Below are 24,167 nucleotides of genomic sequence, written 5' to 3'. Positions count from 1 at the left end.
CTTGCGGAGGGCCATTTTTCAGATACGGCTTATCCCCTAAAGGTGAACGACCGCCAAGTCGAGCCGGGGATATTCACTGTCAGCGTGTTCGCTTCTCGGTGGGACGTGGTGGGTTTTCATGATCTGGTCGCCCTGAAGCGTTTCGAGGTGAATGTCGAACCCCCACAGGCGATGCAGGTGTTTGAGCACTTCATCCGTCGAGTCGCCCAGCGGTTTGCGATCATGCTGTTGGTGACGCAGGGTCAGCGAGCGATCGCCTCTGCGATCGATGCTGTAGATCTGCACGTTCGGCTCCCGGTTGCCGAGGTTGTACTGGGCTGCGAGGGTTTCTCTGATCGTTCTGTAGCCTGTTTCATCATGAATGGCTGGAACCAGCAGGTCGTCCTTTTGATCGTCATCCAGAATGCTGAACAGCTTGAGGTCGCGAATCACCTTCGGTGACAGGTATTGCAGGATAAAGCTCTCGTCCTTGAAGCTGCTCATCGCAAATTTCACGGCGGTCAGCCAATCCGTCCCTGCCAACTCGGGAAACCAGTGGTGGTCTTCTTCGGTCGGGTGCTCGCACATCCGTCGAATGTCTTGATACATGGCAAACCCCAAGGTGTAGGGATTGATGCCGCTGTAATAGGGGCTGTCGAAGCCCGGTTGGAACACGACGCTGGTGTGGGACTGCAAGAATTCGAGCATGAATCCGTCAGTGACCAGGCCTTCGTCGTACAGATCATTCATCAGTGTGTAATGCCAAAAGGTCGCCCAGCCTTCGTTCATGACCTGAGTCTGGCGTTGGGGATAGAAATACTGGGCGATCTTACGCACGATGCGCACGATCTCACGCTGCCAAGGCTCCAGCAAAGGCGCGTGTTTCTCGATGAAGTAGAGGATGTTTTCCTGTGGCTCGGCAGGGAAGCGCGCGTTGTCTTCCTTGTCGTTCTTGCTGGCATTTTTCGGGATCGTGCGCCAAAGATCGTTGATCTGCTTCTGCAAATGCTCTTCGCGGTCTTTCATGCGACGACGTTCTTCCTCCGCCGAAATCGGGTAGGGACGCTTGTAGCGGTCAACGCCGTAATTCATCAAGGCATGGCAGGAGTCGAGCAAGTCTTCGACCGCATCGATGCCGTGGCGCTCTTCGCATTGCATGATGTACTGCTTGGCAAACACCAGGTAATCGATGATCGAACTGGCGTCTGTCCAGGTGCGGAACAGATAGTTGCCCTTGAAGAAACTGTTGTGGCCGTAGCAGGCATGGGCCACGACCAAAGCCTGCATACAGATGGTGTTTTCTTCCATCAGGTACGCGATGCACGGGTCGGAGTTAATGACGATTTCGTACGCCAGACCCATCTGGCCACGCGAGTAGGATTTTTCCGTGCTGAGGAAGTGCTTGCCGTAGGACCAATGGTGATAGCCCAGTGGCATGCCGACCGACGCATAGGCGTCCATCATCTGCTCAGCGGTGATCACCTCAATCTGATTGGGGTAAGTGTCCAGGGCATAACGCTCGGCGATGCGACTGATTTCCCGGTCGTAAGCCTGGATCAGTTCGAACGTCCACTCTGAACCCGTGGAAAGGGGTTGGCGCTTCTGCTCTCTAGCGGTCATGTCACTAACCTGCGCTGGAAGAGTTCACGGAATACCGGATAGATATCACCGGCAGAAACCAGCTGCTGCTGGGCGAACGTGTCGGCGAAGGCTTCGCCGATGCGCTCGTATTCGAACCACAGTGCCTGATGCTCGCGAGGGGTAATTTCGACGTAAGTGTAGTACTGCACGAACGGCATGATCTGCTTGATCAGAATGTCGCGGCAGATAGGTGAGTCGTCGTTCCAGTTGTCGCCGTCGGAGGCCTGGGCGGCGTAGATGTTCCACTCGTTGGTGGGGTAGCGCTCGGCCATGATCTCCTGCATCAGTTTCAATGCGCTGGACACGATGGTGCCGCCGGTTTCCCGCGAATAGAAAAACTCTTCCTCGTCGACTTCGCGCGCGCTGGTGTGGTGGCGGATGAACACGACTTCGATCTTGTCGTAGTTCCGCTTCAGGAACAGATACAAGAGGATGAAAAACCGCTTGGCGATGTCTTTGGTCGCCTGCGTCATCGAGCCGGACACGTCCATCAGGCAGAACATCACCGCCTTGGAGCTGGGGTTGGGCTGTTTCACTAGCAGGTTGTATTTGAGGTCGAACGTGTCTAGATACGGGACACGTTTGATCCGCGCCTGTAAGCGTGCTGCTTCTATTTCCAGCTCTTGAATGTCGCCGAAATTGTCGGGTTCTTCGCGTTTCAAACGCTCAAGTTCAGCGAGCACTTCTCGGAGCTTGGCGCGGCTGCTGCCAGATAACGCAATGCGTCGTGCGTGTGCCGAACGCAGCGTGCGAATAATGTTGATGCGCGACGGGTTGCCTTCGTTGCTGATGCCTGCGCGCACGGTCTTGAAGGTGTCGGTGCCGCTCAGGTTGCGTTTGACGAGGTTGGGGAGTTCGAGGTCTTCGAACATGAACTCAAGGAATTCTTCCTGGGTGATCTGGAACACGAACTCGTCCATGCCTTCGCCGGAATTGCTCGCCTTGCCAGGCCCTTTGCCACCGCCGCCACCTTGGGGACGCGCGATGTGTTCACCGGTGGTGAACTCTTTGTTGCCAGGATGCACGACGGTCTGTTTGCCGCCGCGACCATGATGCAGCACCGGCTCGTCGATATCGCGACCGGGAATGCTGATCTGTTCGCCATGTTCCATGTCAGTGATGGAGCGGCGGCTGACCGCTTCTTCCACTGCTTTTTTAATGTGGTCACGGTAGCGACGCAGGAAGCGCTGCCGATTCACCGTGCTCTTGTTCTTGCCATTGAGACGTCGGTCGATCACATAACTCATACGAGGGCCCCTTCGGGGAGCTGCAAGCCATAAGCCGCAAGCTGCAAGTTTTGACCGCAAACACCACACATCAAGCTACAAGCCTCAAGCCATTCGGTGGTCTATCGAACACGCCGGATCGCTTTTAGCTTGCAGCTTGAAGCTCACAACTTGTCGCTGCTTATTGTGATTTGCGGACGCGCAGGTACCACTCGGACAGCAGACGTACCTGTTTGTCGGTGTAACCCCGCTCGACCATTCGGGTGACGAAGTCGTTGTGTTTCTGTTGATCCTCTTTGCTGGCTTTGGCGTTGAAGCTGATCACTGGCAGCAGATCCTCGGTGTTCGAGAACATTTTCTTCTCGATCACCACGCGCAGTTTCTCGTAGCTGAGCCAGGTCGGGTTTTTGCCGTTGTTGTTGGCGCGGGCACGCAGCACGAAGTTGACGATCTCGTTCCGGAAATCCTTCGGATTGCTGATGCCTGCCGGTTTCTCGATCTTCTCCAGTTCCTCGTTGAGCGCCACGCGGTTAAGGATTTCGCCGGTTTCAGGGTCGCGGTATTCCTGATCCTGAATCCAGAAGTCTGCGTACAACACGTAGCGGTCGAAGATGTTTTGACCGTATTCGCTGTAGGACTCCAGATACGCCGTCTGGATTTCCTTGCCGATGAACTCGATGTAGCGCGGCGCCAGGTATTCCTTGATGAAGCGCAGGTAGCGCTCGCGGGTTTCCGCCTGGAATTGCTCTTGCTCGATCTGCTGCTCCAGCACGTACAGCAGGTGAACCGGGTTGGCGGCCACTTCGTGCGGGTCGAAGTTGAAGACTTTCGAGAGGATCTTGAACGCAAAGCGTGTGGACAGGCCGTTCATGCCCTCGTCGACGCCTGCGCTGTCGCGGTACTCCTGAATCGACTTGGCTTTCGGGTCGGTGTCCTTGAGGTTTTCGCCGTCGTACACCCGCATCTTGGAGTAGATGTTGGAGTTTTCCGGCTCCTTGAGGCGCGATAGAACGGTGAACTGCGCGAGCATTTTCAGTGTGTCTGGCGCGCAATGGGCCTTGGCCAGCGAGCTGTTGAACAGCAACTTGTCGTAAATCTTGATCTCGTCGCTGACACGCAGGCAGTACGGCACCTTCACGATGTAAATACGGTCGATGAAGGCTTCGTTGTTCTTGTTGTTGCGGAAGCTGTGCCATTCCGATTCGTTGGAGTGGGCCAGCAGAATACCGGTGAACGGAATCGCGCCCAGGCCTTCGGTACTGTTGTAGTTACCTTCCTGAGTGGCGGTGAGCAGTGGGTGCAGGACCTTGATCGGCGCCTTGAACATCTCCACGAATTCCATCAGGCCCTGGTTGGCCCGGCACAGCGCGCCTGAGTAGCTATAAGCATCGGCGTCGTTCTGTGGATACTCTTCGAGCTTGCGGATATCGACCTTACCCACCAGCGCCGAAATGTCCTGGTTGTTCTCGTCGCCGGGTTCGGTCTTGGCGACGGCGATCTGGTTGAGGATCGACGGATAAAGCTTCACCACCTTGAACTGGCTGATGTCGCCCCCGAACTCGGCCAGACGTTTGGTCGCCCATGGCGACATGATGGTGTTCAGGTACCGGCGCGGGATGCCGTAGTCCTCTTCGAGGATCGTCCCGTCTTCGGTGGGTTTGAACAGGCCCAAGGGCGACTCGAAAACCGGCGAGCCCTTGATGGCGTAGAAAGGTATTTTCTCAACAAGCTGTTTGAGCTTTTCAGCCAGGGACGACTTACCGCCGCCGACAGGGCCGAGCAGGTAAAGGATCTGTTTCTTTTCTTCCAGACCCTGAGCGGCGTGGCGGAAGTACGAGACAATCTGCTCGATGCAATCCTCCATGCCATGGAAGTCCTCGAACGCTGGATAGCGCCGGATGACTTTGTTGGAGAAGATCCTGGATAGCCGCGAGTTGGTCGACGTGTCGAACAACTCTGGCTCGCCAATGGCCATCAGAAGACGCTCTGCGGCTGAGGCGTATGCGCTGCGGTCGGTTTTGCAGAGCTCCAAGTACTCCTGTAGCGAGAGCTCTTCCTGGCGTGTCGATTCAAAGCGTTGTTGGAAGTGGCTAAAAATACTCATGACGTCACCTCGCTCGATACGTGGAGCCGGCGGCGGATCGTCAGTCGATGTTGGATGACAGCTATCAGTCAGCCGTCATTTACCCCCCAAACACCATAAAAGTAGCTACCGATGACCCACGCGCCGGTGTACCGGCTCTCCCCTGATTCGGATGGCCTGAGCACAAGGATAGTTCGGATTCGCACACAGAAAGAAGGAAGGCGTATGAATGTGGTGCAACCGTTCGTCAGTTAGCCTCGCGAGGCCGCATAGCACGCGGCTTCGCGGCCTGAAAAAATATTTTCCGATCAGCCTTGCGCCGTTTCGGCCGGAAAAGTGTTTTTCCACAGCTCGAAACCGCCGTCCATGCTGTAGACCTCGGAGAAGCCCTGTCCTACAAGATAGGCCGCGGCGCTCTGACTTGAGTTACCGTGATAGCAAACGACGACGAGCGGTTTATCCAGGTCGGCGTTACGAATGAAGTCAGCAATCGAGTGGTTATCCAGATGATGCGAATCGGGAATGTGATTGCTGGCAAAGGTCTGTGCGTCGCGAACGTCGACCAGCACGGCACCGTTTTCACGCAGGGCCTGGGCCTGCTCCGGCGGGATGCGTTTGAAATCGGTCATGGCATGGGCTCCTGGGCCGTTGGGTTCCCGAACTGTCGAGAACTGAAAAAGGGATTCTAACGCTGGACTGCGGTTTGGTCGCCAGCCGATGTGTCTGGAGATTTTGACGAGGCGAGGGAGCCACGTTCATCGCACTCACAGCGAATCAGTTCGCGGGTGTCTACGTTGAGCATCGTCATCGCGCCACCCCAGACACAACCGGTGTCGAGGGCGTAAACGCCGGGCTCTTCGCAGCGGCCTTCAAGGGCGGCCCAGTGTCCGAAGATGATGTTCAGGCCTTTGGTCTTGCGGTCCTTGTGGCTGAACCATGGCGCATAACCCGCCGGTGCGCTGTCCAGACCTTCTTTGCTCTTGAGGTCCAGCTTGCCGTCGGCGGTGCAGAAGCGCATGCGCGTGAAGTAGTTGGTGATCACGCGCAGACGGGTGACGCCGTGCAGGTCCTTGTCCCATTTGGCAGGTTCGTTGCCGTACATGCCATCCAGAAAAGGCTCAAGCAAGTTGTCGTCACGCAGGGCTTCTTCGACTTCTTCGGCACAGCGGAGGGCTTTTTTCAGCGTCCACTGCGGCGGGATGCCGGCGTGGACCAAGGCGATGTCACGCTCGGCGTCGTAGTGCATCAGTTTCAATTGACGCAGCCAGTCGAGGAGGACTTTGGCGTCAGGCGCTTCCAGGATTTCCCGCAGCGTGTCGCCTTTTTTCAGCCGCTCAATGTTGCGTCCCGCAGCGAGTAGATGAAGGTCATGATTGCCGAGCACGCTGACAATAGAGTCACGCATGCCATACAGGAAACGCAGGGTTTCCAGCGACTGAGGTCCTCGGTTCACCAGATCACCCACCAACCACAGCTTGTCACTGGCCGGATCGAATGACACACGCTCCAGCAGACACTTCAACGGATCGAGGCAACCTTGCAGGTCGCCGACTGCGTACACCGTCATCAGTGAAGCGCCCCTGGCACTGCCAGCCGGAAAGGCGCGATAACGGCATCGAAGCGTTTGCCATCATCCGCCAGCATTTGATAAGTGCCCTGCATGTTGCCGACCTTGGTGGTCATCACCGTGCCGCTGCTGTAGGTGTGGCTTTGTCCGGCCTGAATCAGCGGCTGCTGGCCAACGACGCCTTCCCCGCGAACTTCTTCGACGTGCCCGTCGCCGTCGGTGATCACCCAATGACGCGACAGCAGCTTGGCTGGCAGCTCGCCATTGTTGTGGACGGTGACGGTGTACGCAAAGGCAAAACGGTTCTGATCCGGCTGCGATTGTTCTGAAAGAAAGCGGGTGACGACGCTGACGTCGATCTGATAACGAGGATCGGACATGCAAGAGGCCTTAAAAGCGGGAGCGGAAAAAGCCGGAAAAGCCCGGAGAAAGTTGAGTCTAGGACATGTCGCAGTGAAAAAACCAACAAGGGCTTCGACCGGACATGTCCCGAAGGGTTTAAGCGACGACAGGTTTGTCGGTCAACTTGTCGGCCAGACGCACGAACGCTGCCAGATCCAGTTGTTCTGGACGCAGGCTGCCATCGACGCCCGCCTCAGTGATTTCCTCACTGGTGAGCAGAGCCTTCAGCGTGTTGCGCAACGTCTTGCGGCGCTGATTGAACGCTTCGCGAACGACGCGTTCCAGCGTGCGGTGATCCTTGGCCGGATGCGGCAGCGTCTCGTGAGGCACCAGACGCACAATGGCCGAATCGACTTTTGGCGGCGGATTGAACGCGCCAGGACCGACATTGAACAGATGCTCCACGCGGCAGTGGTACTGAACCATGATCGACAGACGGCCCCAATCACCGCCGCCCGGACCCGCGGCCAGACGCTCGACCACTTCTTTCTGCAGCATGAAGTGCATGTCACGAATCAGGTGTGCGTTCTGCAGCAGGTGAAAGATCAGCGGCGTAGAGATGTTGTACGGCAGGTTGCCGACCACACGCAGGCTGCTGGGCGCTGCGTTCAGGCTGGTGAAGTCGAACTTCAATGCGTCGCCCTGATGCAGGTTGAAGTTCGGCATGCCGCTGAACTGCTGCATCAGGATCGGTACCAGGTCCTTGTCCAGCTCCACGACGTCCAGTTGCGCGCCGCTGCCCAGCAGGCCTTCGGTCAGGGCACCCTGGCCCGGTCCGATTTCCAGCATGCGATCCTCGGCCTTGGCACGGATCGAGCGCAGAATCTTGTCGATTACGCCGGCATCGTGCAGAAAGTTCTGGCCGAAGCGCTTGCGCGCCTTGTGTTGGTATTGCTCAGTCATTAACGGGTCTCGGCCATCTGATAGGCGGTTTCCAGAGCGACCTTGAGGCTGCCGGTGTCGATCTTGCCGCTGCCTGCCAAATCCAGTGCAGTGCCGTGATCCACGGACGTGCGAATGATGGGCAGGCCCAGCGTGACGTTGACGGCGGCGCCGAAGCCTTTGTACTTCAGCACGGGCAGGCCCTGGTCGTGGTACATCGCCAGCACTGCATCGCAGTGCTCCAGATATTTGGGGGTGAAAAGCGTATCGGCGGGGAGGGGACCACGCAGGTCCAGGCCTTCGCCGCGCAGACGCTCAAGGGTGGGTTCGATGATGTCGATTTCTTCGCGACCGAGGTGGCCGCCTTCGCCTGCGTGGGGATTCAGTCCACAGACCAGAATGCGCGGGCGAGGTATACCGAACTTGTTCACCAGATCCGCATGAAGAATGCGCGTTACGCGCTCCAGCTTATCGGGTGTGATGGCGTCAGCGATGTCGCGCAGCGGCAGGTGAGTGGTCACCAGGGCCACGCGCAAGTTGCCGGTGGCAAGCATCATCACCACTTGTTCGGTATGGGTCAGTTCAGCCAGAAACTCGGTGTGGCCAGAGAAGGCAATGCCGCTCTCGTTGATCACACCCTTGTGCACGGGGGCGGTGATCATCCCGGCGAAGTCGCCATTGATGCAGCCTTTTCCGGCGCGGGTGAGGGTTTCCAGTACGAAAGCGCCGTTGGCCTTGTTCAACTGTCCGGCCGTGACGGGCGCGTTCAGCGGCGTGTCCCAGACATACAGGCTGCCCGCAGGGGCAGGAATGTCGGGCCAGGCGGACGGTGTGACGGGAATCAGGCTGACAGCCACGCCCAGTTGAACGGCCCGTTCATTGAGCAGGTCGCAACTGGTGACGGCAATCAGGGGGTGGGGCTGGGACTGCGCGGCGAGCAGCAGGCAGAGGTCAGGACCAATGCCAGCGGGCTCGCCGGGTGTCAGGGCGAAACGCTGGGGTTTCACTTGGCAGCCTGGTCAGCGCCAGGGAGCTTGATTTCAACGTAGGCTTCGTCGCGAATCTGACGCAGCCAGGTTTGCAGCTCTTCGTCGTATTTACGGTTACGCAGTACGGTCATCGCTTGTTGTTCGCGAGCCTGGTTGGTGCCGTCGGTGGCGCGACGACCCAAGACTTCCAGTACGTGCCAGCCGAATTGTGTCTGAAATGGCTTGGACACCACGCCTTGCGGCGTCTCGTTCATCACGTCACGGAACTCAGGCACCAGCGAACGTGGGTCTACCCAGTTCATGTCGCCACCGTTGAGCGCCGAACCCGGATCTTCGGAGAAGCTCTTCGCCAGAGCGCCGAAGTCTTCGCCGTTCTGGATGCGGTCGTAGATGCGCTGAGCCAGTGTCTTGGTTTCCGCTTCGCTGCGAATCTCGCTTGGCTTGATCAGGATGTGACGAACGTGAACCTCGTCGCGCATCTGGGTCTGATCTTCACCGCCGCGTTTCTCCAGCAGCTTCAGGATGATGAAACCACCCGGCGTACGGGCTGGTGGGGTCACCTGACCTGGGCTCATCGAGCTCAACATGTCGCCGAATGGAGGCGGCAGTTGAGCGGCTTTACGCCAGCCCATGTCACCGCCGTCCAGTGCGCTTTCGCTGGCCGAAGAGGAAATCGCCAGTTGCTCGAAGTTCGCACCCTGTTGCAGCTTGCCGTAGATGTCCTTGGCCTTGGCTGCGGCGACCTGGATCTGGTCCGAGGTCGCGCTGTCAGGGGTAGGCACCAGAATGTTGGCCAGGTGGAACTCTTCCGAGAACTGAGCCTTGCCCAAGTCCGAGGCGAGGAAGTTCTTCACTTCCTGCTCCGACACCTGGATACGCTCGGCAACGCGACGCTGACGTACGCGGCTGATGATGATTTCCCGGCGAATCTGCTCACGGGCGTTATTGAACGACAGGCCGTCATGGGCCAGTGCGGCCTTGAACTGGTCGATGCTCATGTTGTTGCGCTGAGCAATGGTGCCGACCGCCTGGTTCAGCTCTTCATCGGTGATGCGAATGCCGGAGCGCTCGCCAATCTGCAGTTGCAGGTTTTCGAGGATCAGACGATCCAGAACCTGCGACTCCAGCGCGCTGGCAGGAGGAACGCCCTGGCCGCGCTTGGCGATGGTTTGCTGAACTTCGCGGGTGCGCTGATCGAGCTGGCTTTGCATGACCACGTCGTTGTCGACGATGGCTACCACCTTGTCGATGGTGCGCACTTCAGCGTGCGCCACCGAACCGATGAGCAGTGCGCCCAGTACTAGCGGGCGCAGAGAATCAGAAAGCTTGGTCTTCACGTTCACGATAACCTTGGATGCCTTTGTCGAGGAAGCTTTCAACTTTTTGGCCGACTACGCCACCAAGTCCCTTCAACACGATTTGTAGGAATACGCCGCGGTCGCCTTTCTCGTTCTGTGCAACCTCTTGAGTGGACTCGTCATAGTCGACCCAGTAACGGTTGATCAGGCGCAGCTTCCAGCAGCAGTTGTCATATTCAAAACCACCAAAGGCTTCGAGGGTGCGATCACGGTTGTAGTCATATTGCCAGCGACCAATGGCGCTCCATTGAGGCGCGACAGGCCAGATGACCGAGAAGTCATGCTGCTGGATTTTGTAGTAGTCCTTGATGACCGAGCCATCAGGCAGGGTTGCGTCGCCGCCGCCCACGGACCAGCGGCCAGTCGTCTGGTCGTAACGGACCTGGTCGTTGCGATAGCGGTAGCCGGCATTGATGATCTTGCCGGGATTGTCTTCAGGCTGGTAGTGAACCATCGCGCTGCCGGAGCGAGTGCTGCGGCTGTCCGGGTCCCAGTTGAAGTCCGACGTGGCACGCCAGTCGCGGTTGAAGCGGTATTCGTATTCCAGCGCGTACGGAGACACATCAGACTGTGCGTCTTTGCGGTCCTGATAGCTGATGCCTGGCAGCTGCACCTTGCGATCGGCGAAGTAGACCGCTTGACCGAAGCTGACACGCTGACGTTCGAAGCCGTTGTCTTCGATCCAGCGGTTGGTTACGCCCAGCGACAGTTTGTTCTCGTCACCGATGCGGTCAGAGCCGACGAAGCGGTTGTCACGGAACAGCGACGCGTAGTTGAACGTCGTTTCGCCCGTGTCGAAAATCGGAATGTCAGTCTGGTCCTTGTTCGGTACGTACAGGTAGTACAGACGCGGTTCCAGAGTTTGACGGTAGTCCTTGCCGAACCAGTTGGTGTTGCGGTCGAAGTACAGGCCGCTGTCCACGCTGAAAATAGGGACAGCGCGGTCTTGGGACGAGTTGTAGCTCTCGTCAGCCAACAGAGTGCGCTTGCCTTCCGCATCCAGATCCAGGTCGTACTTGGTGTAAACGTATTTCAGTTTCGGGGTCACAAAACCATACGAGGCCGTCAAAGGCAGGCTGATCGACGGCGCCAGATTCAGCCGGTCGCCATTGGCGCGCGCCAGACCCTGAACGTTGTTGTCCAGACGGCTTTGCGGAATCCCGTCTTCATCCACGAAGCTGCCGTCGCGCAGGTCGCGGTCGAAACGCACCAGCTCAGACTCGTAATCGAGCTTCAAACCGCCCGGATTGAAAGGCAATGTGCCGTTCAGGGTCAGTTGAGGCAGACGGGCGTACGGCGTGATCTGAGTGATCGTGGTCAGTTGATACTGCTGAACGTTTAGACGTGCCCAGTAGCTGTCGCCACGGTAAGTCAGATCACCCTGCTGATTCAGGAAGTTGTGCGTGCTGACGCCTTCCTGGCCGCTTTTCAGGTCCTTGAAGTAGTAAGGATCGCTGACTTTGGTGTAGTCGACATGCGCAGTCAGGCGCTCGTCCAGACCACTGCGGTTCTGCCAGTTGATCATCCAGCGAGTGTCCTTCGAATCGGACTCAAGCTTGCGATCATCATTGTCGTCGTTCAGGTAGGCGGCGCCGAATTGACCTTCGCTGCTCTTGGTCAGGTAACGGAACTCGCCTTCAAGCAACAGACCACGTTTGGCCATGTACGTCGGGTACAACGTGGCGTCGTAGTTCGGCGCCAGGTTGAAGTAGTAAGGCGTGAGCAACGAGAAGCCAGTGTCGCTGCTGGCACCGATGGTCGGTGGCAGGAAGCCGGACTGACGACGATCGTCGATCGGGAAATAGATGTACGGCGTGTAGAGGATCGGAATGTCCTTCACACGCAGGGTGGCGTTGGTTGCCGTACCGAAACCGGTGGCCGGGTTCAGGGTGATGTTGTTGCCCTTCACCGTCCAGGCGTTGCTGCTCGGTTCACACGTGGTGTACGTACCGTCCTTGAGGCGGATGATCGCGTTTTCTGCACGGCGGGCGTACAGCGCGTTACCCCGCACGTTGGACTTGTGCAGCACGTATTCGGCGTTGTCGACTTTCGCTTCACCGGTGTCCAGCTGGACTTCAGCGTGGTCGCCGACGATCAGGGCGCCGTTGTCGCGCAGACGGACGTTGCCGTTCAGCTCGCCACGGTTTTCGGCCTGATGCAGCGCCGCTTCATCGGACTCGACCTGCATGGAGCCCTGGCGCATGACGACGTCACCGGCCAGACTCGCAATCTGTTCTTCCTGCTGATAACGCGAAGCCTTGGCGCCAATGAACGTCGGGGCGTCGCTTTTCGCGGTCTTGTCGTCCATGCCAGGACGAATCGGCTCGATGTAGGCGCCGGAGCAGTACGGACCTGTCTCTGCCAGTTGGGCAGCGGTCAGCTTCTCGCGTGGCACCCAGTCCAGATGGCTGTAGTCTGCGCTGCGCGATTGCAGGCCCCGGCCCTTGGCCTCGGTGACCAGCATCGTTTTAGGCACGACTTCACCGCTTTCAGTGGTGATCGTGGACTCCGTCGTCCCGTTGCTGTTGGACGACACGCTGTTGGCGTCGTGCACCGGCCGCGGAGGCAACTGGGCTGCATTGGTTTTCGGGGAGCAATCCCACGCACCTGTTGCCGACACGGAGCAGTCATACTGCTCGGCCGCAACCACGTACTGGGTGGCCAGAGGTTGCATCGCCAGCAAACTGCCGGTTACGAGCAACGGAAATTTTTTACGAAACGCGGGGGATTTCAATGCCATCTTATTAGTCCGGGCTTCCTGCGCGCCATCTGCCCGCGGGGGGGCCGCACGCCTCTCGATGGGCTGAAAAAGATGTCGGATAATAAAGCATGACCCGCTTGACGGCTAGCGCCGTCGGAGACCCTTGCAATGCCAGATCAAGATGTACGCCTGCAACACCTGAAAGTTTGGCTCGATGAGCAACTGCCAACGTTGTTCGCGGCCCAAGGCTGGGGCGCCATACCCCCGGCCACGTTGACTGCGGCCAGCAGTGACGCGAGTTTTCGACGCTATTTCCGTTGGGAAGGTGAGGGGCGCACTTTTATTGTCATGGACGCGCCACCTCCCCAGGAAAACTGCAAACCCTTCGTCGACATCGCTCATTTATTAAGCGAATCAGGGATTAATGTTCCGAAAATTTATGCCGAAGACCTGAATCAAGGCTTTCTGCTACTCAACGACTTGGGCCGAAAAACGTATCTCGACGTGATCGATGAGCACAACGCCGATCAATTGTTCGCCGATGCCATCGAGGCGTTGCTGGCGTATCAGCAGTTGCCGATGGATGCGCCATTGCCCAGCTATGACGTCGCACTGTTGCGCCGTGAGCTTGAGCTGTTTCCTGAGTGGTACGTGAAGCGGCATCTCGGGGTGACGTTCGATGAGGCCCAGCAGGCCAGTTGGCAGCGGGTCAGCGGGCTGTTGATCGACAGTGCGTTGGCGCAGCCCAAAGTGTTGGTCCATCGCGATTACATGCCCCGTAACCTGATGCTCAGCGAGCCGAATCCCGGTGTGCTGGATTTTCAGGATGCCGTGTATGGCCCGGTGACCTACGACATCACCTGCCTGTTCAAGGACGCGTTCCTGAGCTGGCCGGAAGAACGCGTGGCGGGCTGGTTGAAGGCCTACTGGGACAAAGCCGCTGGCTTGGGCATTCCCGTGCAGGATGATTTCAATGAGTTTCGGCGCGCCAGTGATTTGATGGGTGTGCAGCGTCACTTGAAGGTGATCGGTATTTTTGCGCGCATTTGCCACCGTGATGGCAAGCCGCGTTACCTCGCCGATGTGCCGCGTTTCTTCTCTTATATAGAAGCAGTGCTGTCGCGTCGGCCTGAACTCGTTGAGCTGAGTAATCTGCTGACCAGTCTGCGTCAGCCGAAACCCGAAACGGCCGTGTGAAGGAATGGATGTGAAGACTGTTTTGAAGAGGGACGCATGAAAGCGATGATTCTGGCGGCCGGCAAAGGTGAACGGCTGCGGCCGTTGACCCTGCACACGCCCAAGCCACTGGTGCGTGCCGGCGGTGTTCCGCTGATCGAATACCACCTGCGTGCCCTGAAAGCTGCGGGTTTCAGTGAGGTCGTGATCAACCACGCTTGGCTGGGGCAACAAATCGAAGACTATCTGGGTGACGGTCATCAATTTGGGCTGCGCATTCGTTACTCCCCTGAAGGCGAGCCGCTGGAAACCGGCGGCGGGATTTTTCGCGCGTTGCCATTGTTGGGTGATGAGCCGTTTCTGGTGGTCAACGGCGACATCTGGACTGATTGCGATTTCACGGCGCTGAAGGCATCCATTCACGGATTGGCCCATTTGGTGTTGGTGGACAATCCGCTGCATCACCTCTCCGGCGATTTCGCATTGGTGGGCGGTGAGGTGCGGGACGAGTCCGCGCCTGCGCGCTTGACCTACAGCGGTATTGCGGTGCTGCATCCGAAGCTGTTCGCGGGGTGTAGCGACGGAGCGTTCAAGCTCGCGCCGCTGCTGCGTGACGCGATGGCGAAAGGGCAGGTGACTGGCGAACATTTCACCGGGCGATGGGTGGATGTCGGAACCCATGAACGGCTGGCGGAAGTCGAACAGATTGTCGCGGTGAAACCCTAGATGCTCTGGCCTTTCACACTGATCGGAGGCGGCGCCGGGTACGCAATTGCCAGCATTCCGGGTGCGATGCTCGGCGCTTTGTTGGGGCAGGCGCTGGATCGACGGCTGCATGTCCAAAGCCTTGCGGAGCTGCGCGAACGCCTCGCCGGTCGCAAGATGCCACGGGATGACGAGCTGATTTTCATACTGCTGGGTCGTGTCGCCAAAACAGATGGCCGTGTGGTCGATGGCCATATTCAGCAAGCCCGCGTCGAGATGCGTCGTCTGGACTTGAGCGAACCTGCCACGCGTCGTGCGATTGCAGCGTTCAACCGGGGCAAGGACGGCCGCGACAATCTGCGCGTGCACCTGACGCGGCTGAAAAACCAGCCTCATGCGGCCGAGGGTTTGCTGCGTGCATGCTGGCGCATGGCCTGGGCCGATGGCAGGGCGTCGAGGGGTGAGCGCGAGCTGATCGTGTCGTGGGGCAAATGGCTGGGCTGGACGGCAGAGAAAGTCGAGGCGTTGTCAGCAACCGAAGATGAACAGCGCAGCCGTTCGCCGGCCAGCAGCGGCGGTGAATATCAGGAGGCCTTACGCTTGCTGGGCGTGCGGTCGGATGCGGAGCCTGCACAGATCAAGCGGGCGTACCGGCGTCTGTTGAGTCGGCATCATCCGGACAAAGTGGCAGGGTCGGGCGCCAGTCCGGTGCAGGTGCGCGACGCCACCGAAAAAACCCGGGACCTGCACCACGCCTACGCGGTGGTACGGGATAGGCGCGGGTTTCGGTGATTCGCCGGGCAGAATCAGACGCCGTTCGTGACCGCCGCTCGGCGCTTTGGATCACTGCCCCTCCAGCCACCCACGAACCCGACGAAACAGTTGTTCCTGTTCCATCGCCGCGTTACCCGGAATAGCGTTCAGCGTCACCTGAGTGAAGCGCGCGTTTTTCACGCGCTTGCTGGCGTTGAGCCGGTCTTGAGCCTGTTGCCGGGGTACGGGTCGGTCCTTGCTGACAAAGTCTGCGGTGGCGACTTTGAGGGTCGGCAACACTTCCAGCAATGAAGGCGTGTCGGTTCCGGTGTCGACGGCGGTGATCATCACCAGCTTTTGAATCGCAGGCGAAGGACGCTCACTCATGTATCGAGCTGCCCAGTACGCCCCGGTGCCGTGACCCAGGAGCACGATGCTGTGCGCTTTATTTTGTTGCGCGAACGCGATGGCACTGTCGATACGGGCGAAGATTTTATCGGCATTGGCTTTGGCGATTTCTGCCTGAGCCGCCGCTTGTTCGGCGGCAGCGGCGGCCTCGGCTTCGGCGCTGGCGGCAGGATCAGCGGGCTTGGCGGGTGCGTCTTTTGCCTTGTCTTTGTCCGCAGCGGGCTTGTCACCTGTTGTCGGCGTATCGGCCGTGCGTGCGAAGACGCCGTCGATGTACGCATCGGGCAAACTCAGGCTCAAGCTGGACCAGCCCACATCTGGCAGCTTGCGGCGCAGCGGGCCGACCGCGTCAGGCCAGTCGGCTGACTCGTCGGCGCCCGGCACGATCACCACCGCGCCCTTGGCTTCGTCTGCGTTGGCGGGTTTCCACAAGGCCAAGAAGTTTTGGTCTCCGGCCTGCAATTGCTGCTGCTCAGCCTTGGGCACCTGGCGTTCCAACGCCAGCGTGTCTTCCTGGCTTCGGGAGGGAAGCGAGGCGCGCTCGATTGGGGCTTCAGCGGACTTGGCGTCTTTTGCGGGAGCGGGGTCCGCCGCCATTGCCATCGGATAGCAAGGTAATATCAGCGTCAGGCAAATCGCGGGAAACATTGCGCGAAGGGTGTAGGGCATCGGATATTCCAAAGGCCGGAAACAATTCCAGCAGCCTAATGGGTTGATGACGGTTTGTCAGGCCGGGTATAGCGCCTGAGATCAGAGCGGCGCACACGATTGATCGAGGATTCAGGGACGTGGAGATGACAGGTTGAGAATCCGCATGCGGTGCCTTTGGGTTATCGGCGGTCCGAGGGCACTCTTGATGTGTTTGCTGCTCGGCGTGCTGTCATCGAGCGTGCTGGCCGGGGTTCCCACTGCGCCGCCGGACACCCTGACCCGCGATCAGCGCGACTGGCTCAATCAGCGTGGACAATTACGCGTCGGTCTTGTGTTGCAGGCGCCCTACGCGCAATTCGACCGACGCGCCCAGGTCTTGTCCGGTGCCAACGTCGATCTGGTCAATCTCATGGCCAAGACCCTGCAAGTCGAGCTGCTATGGCGCAATTTTTCCGATCAGGCCGAGCTTGAAAAAGCCTTGAGCAAAGGCGAGATCGACTTCGCGCCGGGCCTTACGCAGACGCCCGCCGGGCTGCGCATGTGGCTGTATTCCGACCCGTACATGCGCGTTCCACAGCTGGTGGTCGGCGAACGCGATGGCTCCGGCGCCGTGGATTTGGAGAAGCTCGACAGCAACGTCCGCGTGGCTGTGCGCATGCCCAGCGCCACGGCCGATTATCTGCGCGCCAACTACACCCACCTCAACGTCCAGGGCGTGCCGCTCGAACGTCAGGCCTTGCAACTGTTGCTCAGCCAGCAGGCGCGTTACGCGGTGGTCGATGAAGCGCAGCTGAGTCGCCTGTCGCGGGAAAGTGAGTTCGCCGGGTTGGCTGTGGTCGGCGACATCGGTTACCCCCAACTGCTGCGTGTGGCGTCACGGCGAGATGCACCGGAATTGGCGGACATCATCAGCAAGGCGTTGAATGTGATCGCGCCCAAAGATCTGGACCAGCTACACGCCCAATGGCTGCAGCCCAAATACCCGCAAGTCAGCCAGTCTCCCGGCCTGTGGAAAAACATCGCGCTGCTGTTATTCGTCCTGTTGCTGGCCAGTGCGGCGATCGTGATATGGCAGCGTAAGCAGCAGCAGGTTCTGGAGCGGGATTTACTGGCCGCCCGAGAGGACATCACCAAGCGTCTGGCCAGCGAGGAGGCCTTGCGCCTGGCGCAGTTTTCCATCGACCAAAGCACCGTCGGCATTCTCTGGGTGAACTGGGACAGCCACGTGCGATACGCCAATCAAGCCGCCGAAGCCATGTTGGGGTACGCGCGAGGCGGGGTGGTTGACCGTCCGTTGATCGACTTCGAGCCGGGACTGAACATGGACCGTTGGCTGAATCTCTGGAAAAACGCACGCTCCAGCGACGAAGGCCCGCAGAACTTCGAAAGCAATTGCGTGCGCGCCGACGGCAGCATCCTGCCCGCTGACGTGTCCCTGAGTTTTCTGCGTTTTCGCGACGCCGAATACCTGGTGGTGTTCATCACCGACGTTACCGAACGCCGCCGCTCCCTCGCCGCTCTGCAGGAGAGCGAGTCGCGTTTACAAGTGCTGGCCGAGCAGTTGCGCGAATTGTCGGCGCATCTGGAAACGGTGAGGGAAGAGGAAAAGGCTCGCATCGCGAGGGAGGTGCACGACGAGCTGGGTCAGATGTTGACCGTGCTGAAACTGGAAACGTCGATGTGCGAATTGGCCTACGCCGATCTCGATCCGGGCCTGCGCGACCGGCTGAACAGCATGAAGCGTCTGATCGCTCAGCTCTTCCAATTGGTGCGTGACGTGGCCACCGCACTGCGACCGCCGATCCTCGATGCGGGCATTGCGTCGGCCATCGAATGGCAGGCACGGCGGTTCGAAGCGCGCACGCAGATTCCGTGTCTGGTCGAAGTGCCGGACAACCTGCCGACGCTGCCTGATGCCACGGCGATTGGCCTGTTCCGGATTCTTCAGGAGTCGCTGACCAACGTCATGCGCCACGCCGAAGCGCACACGGTCGAGCTGAATCTGAGCCTGAGCGATGGCGTGTTGTGCATGACGATTGCCGACGATGGCAAGGGTTTCGATCAGCTTGAGGAACGCCCGGCGTCGTTCGGGCTGGTGGGCATGCGCGAGCGGGTGTTGATCATGGGCGGACGATTGCATCTGGACAGCACGTTGGGAGAAGGCACAACCTTGCGTATCCACATTCCGCTGGAACAGGTTGCGCAGGAGCAAGTGCAGTGATTCGTGTATTGGTTGCCGAGGACCACACCATTGTCCGCGAGGGCATCAAGCAGTTGATTGGTCTGGCCAAGGACCTGCAAGTGGCGGGGGAGGCCAGCAATGGCGAACAGTTGCTGGAGGCCCTGCGCCACATCGAGTGTGAAGTCGTGCTGCTCGACATTTCGATGCCGGGGGTGAACGGTCTGGAAGCGATTCCGAGGATTCGCGCGCTGAACAACCCGCCGGCGATTCTGGTGCTGTCGATGCACGATGAAGCCCAAATGGCGGCTCGTGCGTTGAAGATCGGCGCGGCGGGATACGCGACCAAGGACAGCGACCCGGCGCTGCTGCTGACGGCGATCCGACGGGTGGCGTCGGGCGGGCGTTATATCGACCCGGACCTGGCCGACCGAATGGTGTTCGAGGTGGGTCTGACCGACAGCCGTCCTCTGCACTCGCTGCTGTCTGAGCGCGAGTTTTCGGTGTTCGAACGCTTGGCCCAAGGCGCCAACGTCAACGACATCGCCCAGCAATTGGCGCTGAGCAGCAAGACCATCAGCACCCACAAAGCGAGGTTGATGCAGAAGCTCAATATCACGTCGCTGGCCGAGCTGGTGAAGTATGCGATGGAGCATAAGCTGGTCTGAAAACGACCTGTGGGCCAACGCCGGATCGATCTGTGGGAGCGAATTCATTCGCGAAACGTTGGTTCGGACGACGCAGATGCAGCGTCTGACAGTCTGCCTTCCTGAATGAATTCGGTCCCACAGGTCCGGTGTCCTATCCCGCGATGTCATCCAGCTGACAAAACCCGCGGAAAGTGCCCTCGACGGCACATACCTATCCCCGCCATCCGTGTAGGGCAATCCCTACAACCAACCTTCCATCCCGCCTAGCTCAATCTCTCCTGCGCCCCGATTTGCGTGGTCTGTAGCCTCATCTAGGCTTGTCCCCACGGTTGATTAAACAAAGGTGTGGGTAATGAGCAACGTCGATTCAAGCGCTGGGGCAAGTGATGTTCTGGTCAGCTTTCGTGGTGTGCAAAAGAGCTACGACGGCGAAGCCCTGATCGTCAAAGACCTCAACCTGGACATTCGCAAAGGCGAGTTCCTCACCCTGCTCGGGCCGTCCGGCTCCGGCAAGACCACCAGCCTGATGATGCTCGCCGGTTTCGAAACGCCGACGGCGGGCGAGATCCTGCTGGCTGGCCGTTCGATCAATAACGTGCCGCCGCACAAACGCGACATCGGCATGGTGTTTCAGAACTACGCGCTGTTCCCGCACATGACGGTGGCCGAGAACCTCGCGTTCCCGCTGTCGGTGCGTGGCATGAGCAAGACCGACGTCGCCGAGAAGGTCAAGAAGGCGCTGGACATGGTGCAGCTCGGCGCGCTGTCTCATCGGTATCCGGCGCAAATGTCCGGTGGTCAGCAGCAACGTGTGGCACTGGCCCGCGCACTGGTGTTCGAGCCGCAACTGGTGCTGATGGACGAACCGCTGGGCGCCCTCGACAAGCAGCTGCGCGAACACATGCAGATGGAGATCAAGCACCTCCACCAGCGCCTGGGCGTAACCGTGGTCTACGTGACCCACGACCAGGGCGAAGCGCTGACCATGTCGGACCGCGTCGCCGTCTTCCACCAAGGCGAAATCCAGCAGATCGCTCCGCCGCGCTCTCTCTATGAAGAGCCGAAGAACACCTTCGTCGCCAACTTCATCGGCGAGAACAATCGCATCAACGGCACCTTGCTCAGCCAGACCGGCGACCGTTGCCTGGTGGCCCTTTCCCGAGGCGAGAAGGTCGAGGCACTGGCGATCAACGTCGGCCCGGCAGGCAGCCCGGTCACGTTGTCGATCCGCCCTGAACGCGTGAATCTCAATGGCCGCAGCGAAAGCTGCGTGAACCGTTTCTCCGGCCGCGTCGCTGAGTTTATCTATCTGGGCGACCACGTGCGTGTGCGTCTGGAAGTGGCAGGCAAAACCGATTTCTTCGTCAAACAGCCCATTGCCGAGCTGGACCCGGCCATGAGCGTTGGCGACGTTGTGCCCATTGGATGGCAGGTCGAGCACGCGCGCGCGCTGGACCCGTTGCAGGACGCGCATTGATTCACCCGCGGTACGCGTAAATCGAGGCACCCAGAGGCGAATCGATCGCCCCATTGCTTAACCAACATTTGTTCGTGGAGAGAAAAATAAATGCTAAAGACATTGAAGCTCACCGCCTTATCGGTCGGCATGATGTGCGCGGCGCAAGCCATGGCGGCGGACCTGACCGTCATTTCCTTCGGTGGCGCGAACAAGGCGGCTCAGGAAAAGGCCTTCTACGCGCCGTGGGAAAAGACCGGCAGCGGCAAGATCATTGCGGGCGAGTACAACGGTGAGATGGCCAAGGTGAAAGCCATGGTCGACACCAAGAGCGTGACCTGGGATCTCGTAGAAGTGGAATCCCCGGAACTGTCCCGTGGCTGCGACGAAGACATGTTCGAAGAAATCGACCCCGCCATTCTGGGCAAGAAAGAAGACTACGTGCCGGGGGCCATTCAGACCTGCGGCGTGGGCTTCTTCGTGTGGTCGACCGTGCTGGCCTACAACGCCGACAAGCTGAAAACCGCGCCGACCGGTTGGACCGATTTCTGGAACACCGAAAAATTCCCGGGCAAGCGTGGCCTGCGTAAAGGCGCCAAATACACCCTTGAATTTGCACTGATGGCTGACGGCGTCGCGCCGAAAGACGTCTACAAAGTGCTGGCCACCAAAGACGGCCAGGACCGCGCCTTCAAGATGCTCGACAAGCTCAAGCCAAGCATCCAGTGGTGGGAAGCGGGTGCTCAGCCGCCGCAGTATCTCCAGTCTGGCGACGTCGTGATGAGCTCGGCCTACAACGGTCGTATCGCGGCCGTGCAGAAGGAGAGCAACCTGAAAGTGGTCTGGACGGGCGGCGTTTATGACTTCGACGCATGGGCCATTCCGAAGGGCGCCAAAAACGCCGAAGAAGCGAAGAAATTCCTCGCTTACACCCTCAAGCCAGAGCAGCAAAAGACCTACTCCGAGAACATCGCCTACGGTCCGGCCAACACTCAAGCGGTTTCGCTGCTGAGCGCCGACACTCTGAAAAACATGCCGACCACTCCTGAGAACATCAAGGATCAGGTGCAGATCGACGTGAAATTCTGGGCTGACTATGGCGAGAACCTGGAACAGCGCTTCAACTCTTGGGCTGCCAAGTAAGCGTCACGCGTCACGTTAAACCAGGTGCGTTTTCTTTCCCCTTGCGGGAAGAAAACGCACCCATCGTTGAAAGATTTTGGAGTTCACTATGGCCACCGCCGTGCCCCTGACTGAAGGCGCCAGCCCGACCTTGAAGCAACGCCTGGCCCGTGCCGAGCGCGTCAACCGCTGGAAGGCTCAGGCACTGATCGCGCCATTGGTGATTTTCCTGCTACTCGTGTTTCTCGTGCCGATTGCGGCGCTGCTCTACAAGAGCGTGAACAACCCTGAAGTGGTTGGCGGCATGCCGCTCACTGTCACCGAAGTCGCCAAGTGGGACGGCAAAGGCCTGCCCTCGGAATCAGCGTACAAGGCGCTTAGCCAAGACCTGGCCGACGCCCGCAAAAATCAGACCTTGGGCGACCTGTCCAAGCGCCTGAACCAGGAACTCGCCGGTTACCGCAGCCTGCTCGCGAAAACTGCACGCGCCGTTCCGTTCAAGGAAGAGCCTGCTTCCTATAAAGAAGCGCTGGAAGCCGTCGATGAGCGTTGGGGCGATCCCGCGTATTGGCAGGCGATCCGTCGCAACACCTCAAGCTTCACCCCCTATTACCTGTTGGCGGCCGTTGACCACCGCATCGATGACCTCGGTGAAGTGGCGCCTGCGACCCCCGATCAAGCGATCTACCTCGACATCTTCGCCCGCACGTTCTGGATGGGCCTGGTGATCACTGTGATCTGCCTGTTGCTCGCGTATCCGTTGGCGTACCTGTTGGCCAACCTGCCTGCCCGCCAAAGCAACCTGCTGATGATTCTGGTGCTGCTGCCGTTCTGGACCTCGATTCTGGTGCGTGTCGCCGCGTGGATCGTGCTGCTGCAATCGAGTGGTCTGATCAATGGCGCGCTGATGGCAATGGGCATCATCGACAAGCCGCTGGAGCTGGTCTTCAACCGCGTTGGCGTGTACATCTCGATGGTTCACATCATGCTGCCGTTCATGATCCTGCCGATTTATAGCGTGATGAAAGGCATCTCGCCGACCTACATGCGTGCGGCGATTTCCCTGGGCTGCAACCCGTTCGCCAGCTTCTGGCGGGTGTACTTCCCGCAAACCTACGCCGGTGTCGGCGCGGGCTGCCTGTTAGTGTTCATCCTCGCCATCGGCTACTACATCACCCCCGCGCTGCTGGGCAGCCCGAACGATCAGATGGTCAGCTACTTCGTGGCGTTCTACACCAACACCAGCATCAACTGGGGCATGGCGACGGCGCTGGGCGGTTTGCTGTTGCTGGCGACTGTCGTGCTGTACCTGATTTATAGCTGGCTGGTCGGCGCCAGCCGTCTGCGCCTGAGCTGAGGAGAATGACCATGTTGAGCCCTTATTCTTCGCCCGCAGAACGGGTCTGGTTTTACACCCTGCGCATCCTGTGCGGCCTGATTCTGTTGTTCCTGGTGCTGCCGGTGCTGGTGATCGTGCCGTTGTCGTTCAACTCCGGGAGCTTTCTGGTCTACCCGCTGCAAGGCTTCTCGCTGCACTGGTATCAGGATTTCTTCAACTCCGCAGAGTGGATGCGCTCACTGAAGAACAGCATGATCGTCGCCCCGGCCGCAACGCTGCTGGCCATGGGCTTCGGCACGCTGGCGGCGATTGGCCTGACCCGCAGTAACTTCCCCGGCAAGTCGCTGGTGATGGCGCTGGTCATCTCGCCGATGGTGGTGCCGGTGGTGATCGTGGGTGTCGCGAGCTACCTGTTCTTCGCGCCCTTGGGTTTGGGCAACAGCTACACCTCGCTGATTTTGGTGCACGCGGTGTTGGGTGTGCCGTTCGTGATCATCACCGTGTCGGCCACGCTGCAAGGCTTTAACTACAACCTGGTGCGTGCTGCCGCCAGCCTGGGCGCTTCACCGGTCACAGCGTTTCGCCGCGTGACATTGCCGCTGATTGCGCCGGGCGTGATTTCCGGGGCGTTGTTCGCCTTCGCGACCTCGTTCGATGAAGTGGTGGTGACGCTGTTCCTTGCCGGCCCCGAGCAAGCGACGTTGCCGCGCCAGATGTTCAGCGGCATCCGCGAAAACCTCAGCCCAACCATTGCGGCTGCCGCGACGCTGCTGATTGGATTCTCTGTGATCCTGTTGCTGGTGCTGGAATGGTTGCGTGGGCGCAGTGAGAAATTGCGTACGGCGGTGGAGTAAGGGATACACATCACTCCCTATGGGAGCGAGTTCATTCGCGAGAGGC

Annotated in this window: 20 protein-coding genes; 9 read left to right on the top strand and 11 right to left on the bottom strand. The window is 59.2% G+C overall.

Annotated elements, in window-relative coordinates; all coding sequences use genetic code 11:
* Positions 1–36: 36 nt before the first annotated feature.
* From GVN17_RS12585 to GVN17_RS12540, 10 genes are all read right to left on the bottom strand, one after another.
* Positions 37–1,599: a SpoVR family protein gene (locus GVN17_RS12585; RefSeq protein WP_166595604.1), complete on the bottom strand. Its 1,563-nt coding sequence runs from the start codon at positions 1,597–1,599 to the stop codon at positions 37–39.
* Positions 1,596–2,867: a YeaH/YhbH family protein gene (locus GVN17_RS12580; protein ID WP_166595603.1), complete on the bottom strand. Its 1,272-nt coding sequence runs from the start codon at positions 2,865–2,867 to the stop codon at positions 1,596–1,598. Before GVN17_RS12580 ends, GVN17_RS12585 begins: the two co-directional genes overlap by 4 nt.
* A gap of 160 nt (positions 2,868–3,027) precedes the next feature.
* Positions 3,028–4,950 carry a PrkA family serine protein kinase gene (locus tag GVN17_RS12575; RefSeq protein ID WP_062385212.1) on the bottom strand — a complete coding sequence of 641 codons (1,923 nt, stop codon included), beginning with the start codon at positions 4,948–4,950 and terminating at the stop codon, positions 3,028–3,030.
* 287 nt (positions 4,951–5,237) lie between these two features.
* Entirely contained in the window at positions 5,238–5,558 is a 321-nt protein-coding gene (gene glpE / locus GVN17_RS12570; protein WP_166595602.1) for a thiosulfate sulfurtransferase GlpE, read from the bottom strand.
* A gap of 56 nt (positions 5,559–5,614) precedes the next feature.
* A complete protein-coding gene (locus tag GVN17_RS12565) occupies positions 5,615–6,496 on the bottom strand; it encodes a symmetrical bis(5'-nucleosyl)-tetraphosphatase (RefSeq protein ID WP_166595601.1) in 882 nt (293 codons plus the stop codon).
* The gene (gene apaG, locus GVN17_RS12560) at positions 6,496–6,876 is read right to left on the bottom strand and encodes a Co2+/Mg2+ efflux protein ApaG (RefSeq protein WP_166595600.1); all 381 of its coding nucleotides are present in this window, start codon (positions 6,874–6,876) and stop codon (positions 6,496–6,498) included. Before apaG ends, GVN17_RS12565 begins: the two co-directional genes overlap by 1 nt.
* Positions 6,877–6,994: 118 nt before the next feature.
* The gene (gene rsmA / locus GVN17_RS12555) at positions 6,995–7,801 is read right to left on the bottom strand and encodes a 16S rRNA (adenine(1518)-N(6)/adenine(1519)-N(6))-dimethyltransferase RsmA (RefSeq protein ID WP_166595599.1); all 807 of its coding nucleotides are present in this window, start codon (positions 7,799–7,801) and stop codon (positions 6,995–6,997) included.
* Positions 7,801–8,787 carry a 4-hydroxythreonine-4-phosphate dehydrogenase PdxA gene (gene pdxA, locus GVN17_RS12550; RefSeq protein ID WP_166595598.1) on the bottom strand — a complete coding sequence of 329 codons (987 nt, stop codon included), beginning with the start codon at positions 8,785–8,787 and terminating at the stop codon, positions 7,801–7,803. The genes rsmA and pdxA overlap by 1 nt, the downstream gene beginning before the upstream one ends.
* Complete coding sequence (locus GVN17_RS12545; RefSeq protein ID WP_166595597.1) at positions 8,784–10,106, bottom strand: peptidylprolyl isomerase; 1,323 nt, start codon at positions 10,104–10,106, stop codon at positions 8,784–8,786. The genes pdxA and GVN17_RS12545 overlap by 4 nt, the downstream gene beginning before the upstream one ends.
* The gene (locus GVN17_RS12540; RefSeq protein WP_166595596.1) at positions 10,087–12,867 is read right to left on the bottom strand and encodes an LPS-assembly protein LptD; all 2,781 of its coding nucleotides are present in this window, start codon (positions 12,865–12,867) and stop codon (positions 10,087–10,089) included. Before GVN17_RS12540 ends, GVN17_RS12545 begins: the two co-directional genes overlap by 20 nt.
* Before the next feature lie 129 nt (positions 12,868–12,996).
* Between GVN17_RS12540 and GVN17_RS12535 the strand changes: the two genes are divergently transcribed.
* The 3 genes from GVN17_RS12535 to GVN17_RS12525 are packed head-to-tail and all read left to right on the top strand — an operon-like array spanning position 12,997 to position 15,501.
* Positions 12,997–14,025: an aminoglycoside phosphotransferase family protein gene (locus GVN17_RS12535; RefSeq protein ID WP_166595595.1), complete on the top strand. Its 1,029-nt coding sequence runs from the start codon at positions 12,997–12,999 to the stop codon at positions 14,023–14,025.
* Positions 14,026–14,061: 36 nt separating this feature from the next.
* Positions 14,062–14,730, top strand: a complete 669-nt coding sequence (gene murU / locus GVN17_RS12530; protein ID WP_166595594.1) for an N-acetylmuramate alpha-1-phosphate uridylyltransferase MurU — start codon at positions 14,062–14,064, stop codon at positions 14,728–14,730.
* Entirely contained in the window at positions 14,731–15,501 is a 771-nt protein-coding gene (locus tag GVN17_RS12525; RefSeq protein WP_166595593.1) for a DnaJ domain-containing protein, read from the top strand.
* 51 nt (positions 15,502–15,552) lie between these two features.
* Here GVN17_RS12525 and GVN17_RS12520 read toward each other — a convergent pair whose 3' ends face one another.
* Positions 15,553–16,539: an alpha/beta hydrolase family protein gene (locus GVN17_RS12520; protein WP_166595592.1), complete on the bottom strand. Its 987-nt coding sequence runs from the start codon at positions 16,537–16,539 to the stop codon at positions 15,553–15,555.
* A gap of 145 nt (positions 16,540–16,684) precedes the next feature.
* On the opposite strand from GVN17_RS12520, the gene GVN17_RS12515 reads away from it, so the two are divergent.
* The 6 genes from GVN17_RS12515 to GVN17_RS12490 all read left to right on the top strand — a co-directional run bounded on the left by GVN17_RS12515 (position 16,685) and on the right by GVN17_RS12490 (position 24,121).
* The gene (locus tag GVN17_RS12515; protein WP_166595591.1) at positions 16,685–18,742 is read left to right on the top strand and encodes a histidine kinase; all 2,058 of its coding nucleotides are present in this window, start codon (positions 16,685–16,687) and stop codon (positions 18,740–18,742) included.
* Positions 18,739–19,368 carry a response regulator transcription factor gene (locus GVN17_RS12510; protein WP_166595590.1) on the top strand — a complete coding sequence of 210 codons (630 nt, stop codon included), beginning with the start codon at positions 18,739–18,741 and terminating at the stop codon, positions 19,366–19,368. The genes GVN17_RS12515 and GVN17_RS12510 overlap by 4 nt, the downstream gene beginning before the upstream one ends.
* Before the next feature lie 334 nt (positions 19,369–19,702).
* A complete protein-coding gene (locus GVN17_RS12505) occupies positions 19,703–20,827 on the top strand; it encodes an ABC transporter ATP-binding protein (protein ID WP_166595589.1) in 1,125 nt (374 codons plus the stop codon).
* 90 nt (positions 20,828–20,917) lie between these two features.
* Positions 20,918–21,949, top strand: a complete 1,032-nt coding sequence (locus GVN17_RS12500) for a polyamine ABC transporter substrate-binding protein (RefSeq protein ID WP_166595588.1) — start codon at positions 20,918–20,920, stop codon at positions 21,947–21,949.
* A gap of 88 nt (positions 21,950–22,037) precedes the next feature.
* Positions 22,038–23,285, top strand: coding sequence for an ABC transporter permease (locus tag GVN17_RS12495; RefSeq protein WP_166595587.1), 1,248 nt, complete (start codon positions 22,038–22,040; stop codon positions 23,283–23,285).
* 11 nt (positions 23,286–23,296) lie between these two features.
* Positions 23,297–24,121, top strand: a complete 825-nt coding sequence (locus GVN17_RS12490) for an ABC transporter permease (protein ID WP_166595586.1) — start codon at positions 23,297–23,299, stop codon at positions 24,119–24,121.
* The last annotated feature ends 46 nt before the right edge of the window (positions 24,122–24,167 follow it).

This window comes from Pseudomonas sp. SLFW (assembly GCF_009905615.1).
Lineage (GTDB): Bacteria > Pseudomonadota > Gammaproteobacteria > Pseudomonadales > Pseudomonadaceae > Aquipseudomonas > Aquipseudomonas bambusae.
The sequence above is the reverse complement of the archived record's forward strand: the minus strand, read 5'-3'. Positions and strand labels throughout refer to the sequence as shown.

Coding starts and splice junctions, on each gene's coding strand:
- rsmA (WP_166595599.1), bottom strand. CDS start 7,801: ATGACTGAGCAATACCAACACAAGGCGCGCAAGCGCTTCGGCCAGAAC.
- GVN17_RS12495 (WP_166595587.1), top strand. CDS start 22,038: ATGGCCACCGCCGTGCCCCTGACTGAAGGCGCCAGCCCGACCTTGAAG.
- GVN17_RS12515 (WP_166595591.1), top strand. CDS start 16,685: ATGCGGTGCCTTTGGGTTATCGGCGGTCCGAGGGCACTCTTGATGTGT.
- GVN17_RS12500 (WP_166595588.1), top strand. CDS start 20,918: ATGCTAAAGACATTGAAGCTCACCGCCTTATCGGTCGGCATGATGTGC.
- GVN17_RS12565 (WP_166595601.1), bottom strand. CDS start 6,496: ATGACGGTGTACGCAGTCGGCGACCTGCAAGGTTGCCTCGATCCGTTG.
- glpE (WP_166595602.1), bottom strand. CDS start 5,558: ATGACCGATTTCAAACGCATCCCGCCGGAGCAGGCCCAGGCCCTGCGT.
- GVN17_RS12540 (WP_166595596.1), bottom strand. CDS start 12,867: ATGGCATTGAAATCCCCCGCGTTTCGTAAAAAATTTCCGTTGCTCGTA.
- GVN17_RS12580 (WP_166595603.1), bottom strand. CDS start 2,867: ATGAGTTATGTGATCGACCGACGTCTCAATGGCAAGAACAAGAGCACG.
- GVN17_RS12520 (WP_166595592.1), bottom strand. CDS start 16,539: ATGCCCTACACCCTTCGCGCAATGTTTCCCGCGATTTGCCTGACGCTG.
- GVN17_RS12575 (WP_062385212.1), bottom strand. CDS start 4,950: ATGAGTATTTTTAGCCACTTCCAACAACGCTTTGAATCGACACGCCAG.
- GVN17_RS12505 (WP_166595589.1), top strand. CDS start 19,703: ATGAGCAACGTCGATTCAAGCGCTGGGGCAAGTGATGTTCTGGTCAGC.
- GVN17_RS12490 (WP_166595586.1), top strand. CDS start 23,297: ATGTTGAGCCCTTATTCTTCGCCCGCAGAACGGGTCTGGTTTTACACC.
- GVN17_RS12525 (WP_166595593.1), top strand. CDS start 14,731: ATGCTCTGGCCTTTCACACTGATCGGAGGCGGCGCCGGGTACGCAATT.
- apaG (WP_166595600.1), bottom strand. CDS start 6,876: ATGTCCGATCCTCGTTATCAGATCGACGTCAGCGTCGTCACCCGCTTT.
- murU (WP_166595594.1), top strand. CDS start 14,062: ATGAAAGCGATGATTCTGGCGGCCGGCAAAGGTGAACGGCTGCGGCCG.
- GVN17_RS12585 (WP_166595604.1), bottom strand. CDS start 1,599: ATGACCGCTAGAGAGCAGAAGCGCCAACCCCTTTCCACGGGTTCAGAG.
- GVN17_RS12535 (WP_166595595.1), top strand. CDS start 12,997: ATGCCAGATCAAGATGTACGCCTGCAACACCTGAAAGTTTGGCTCGAT.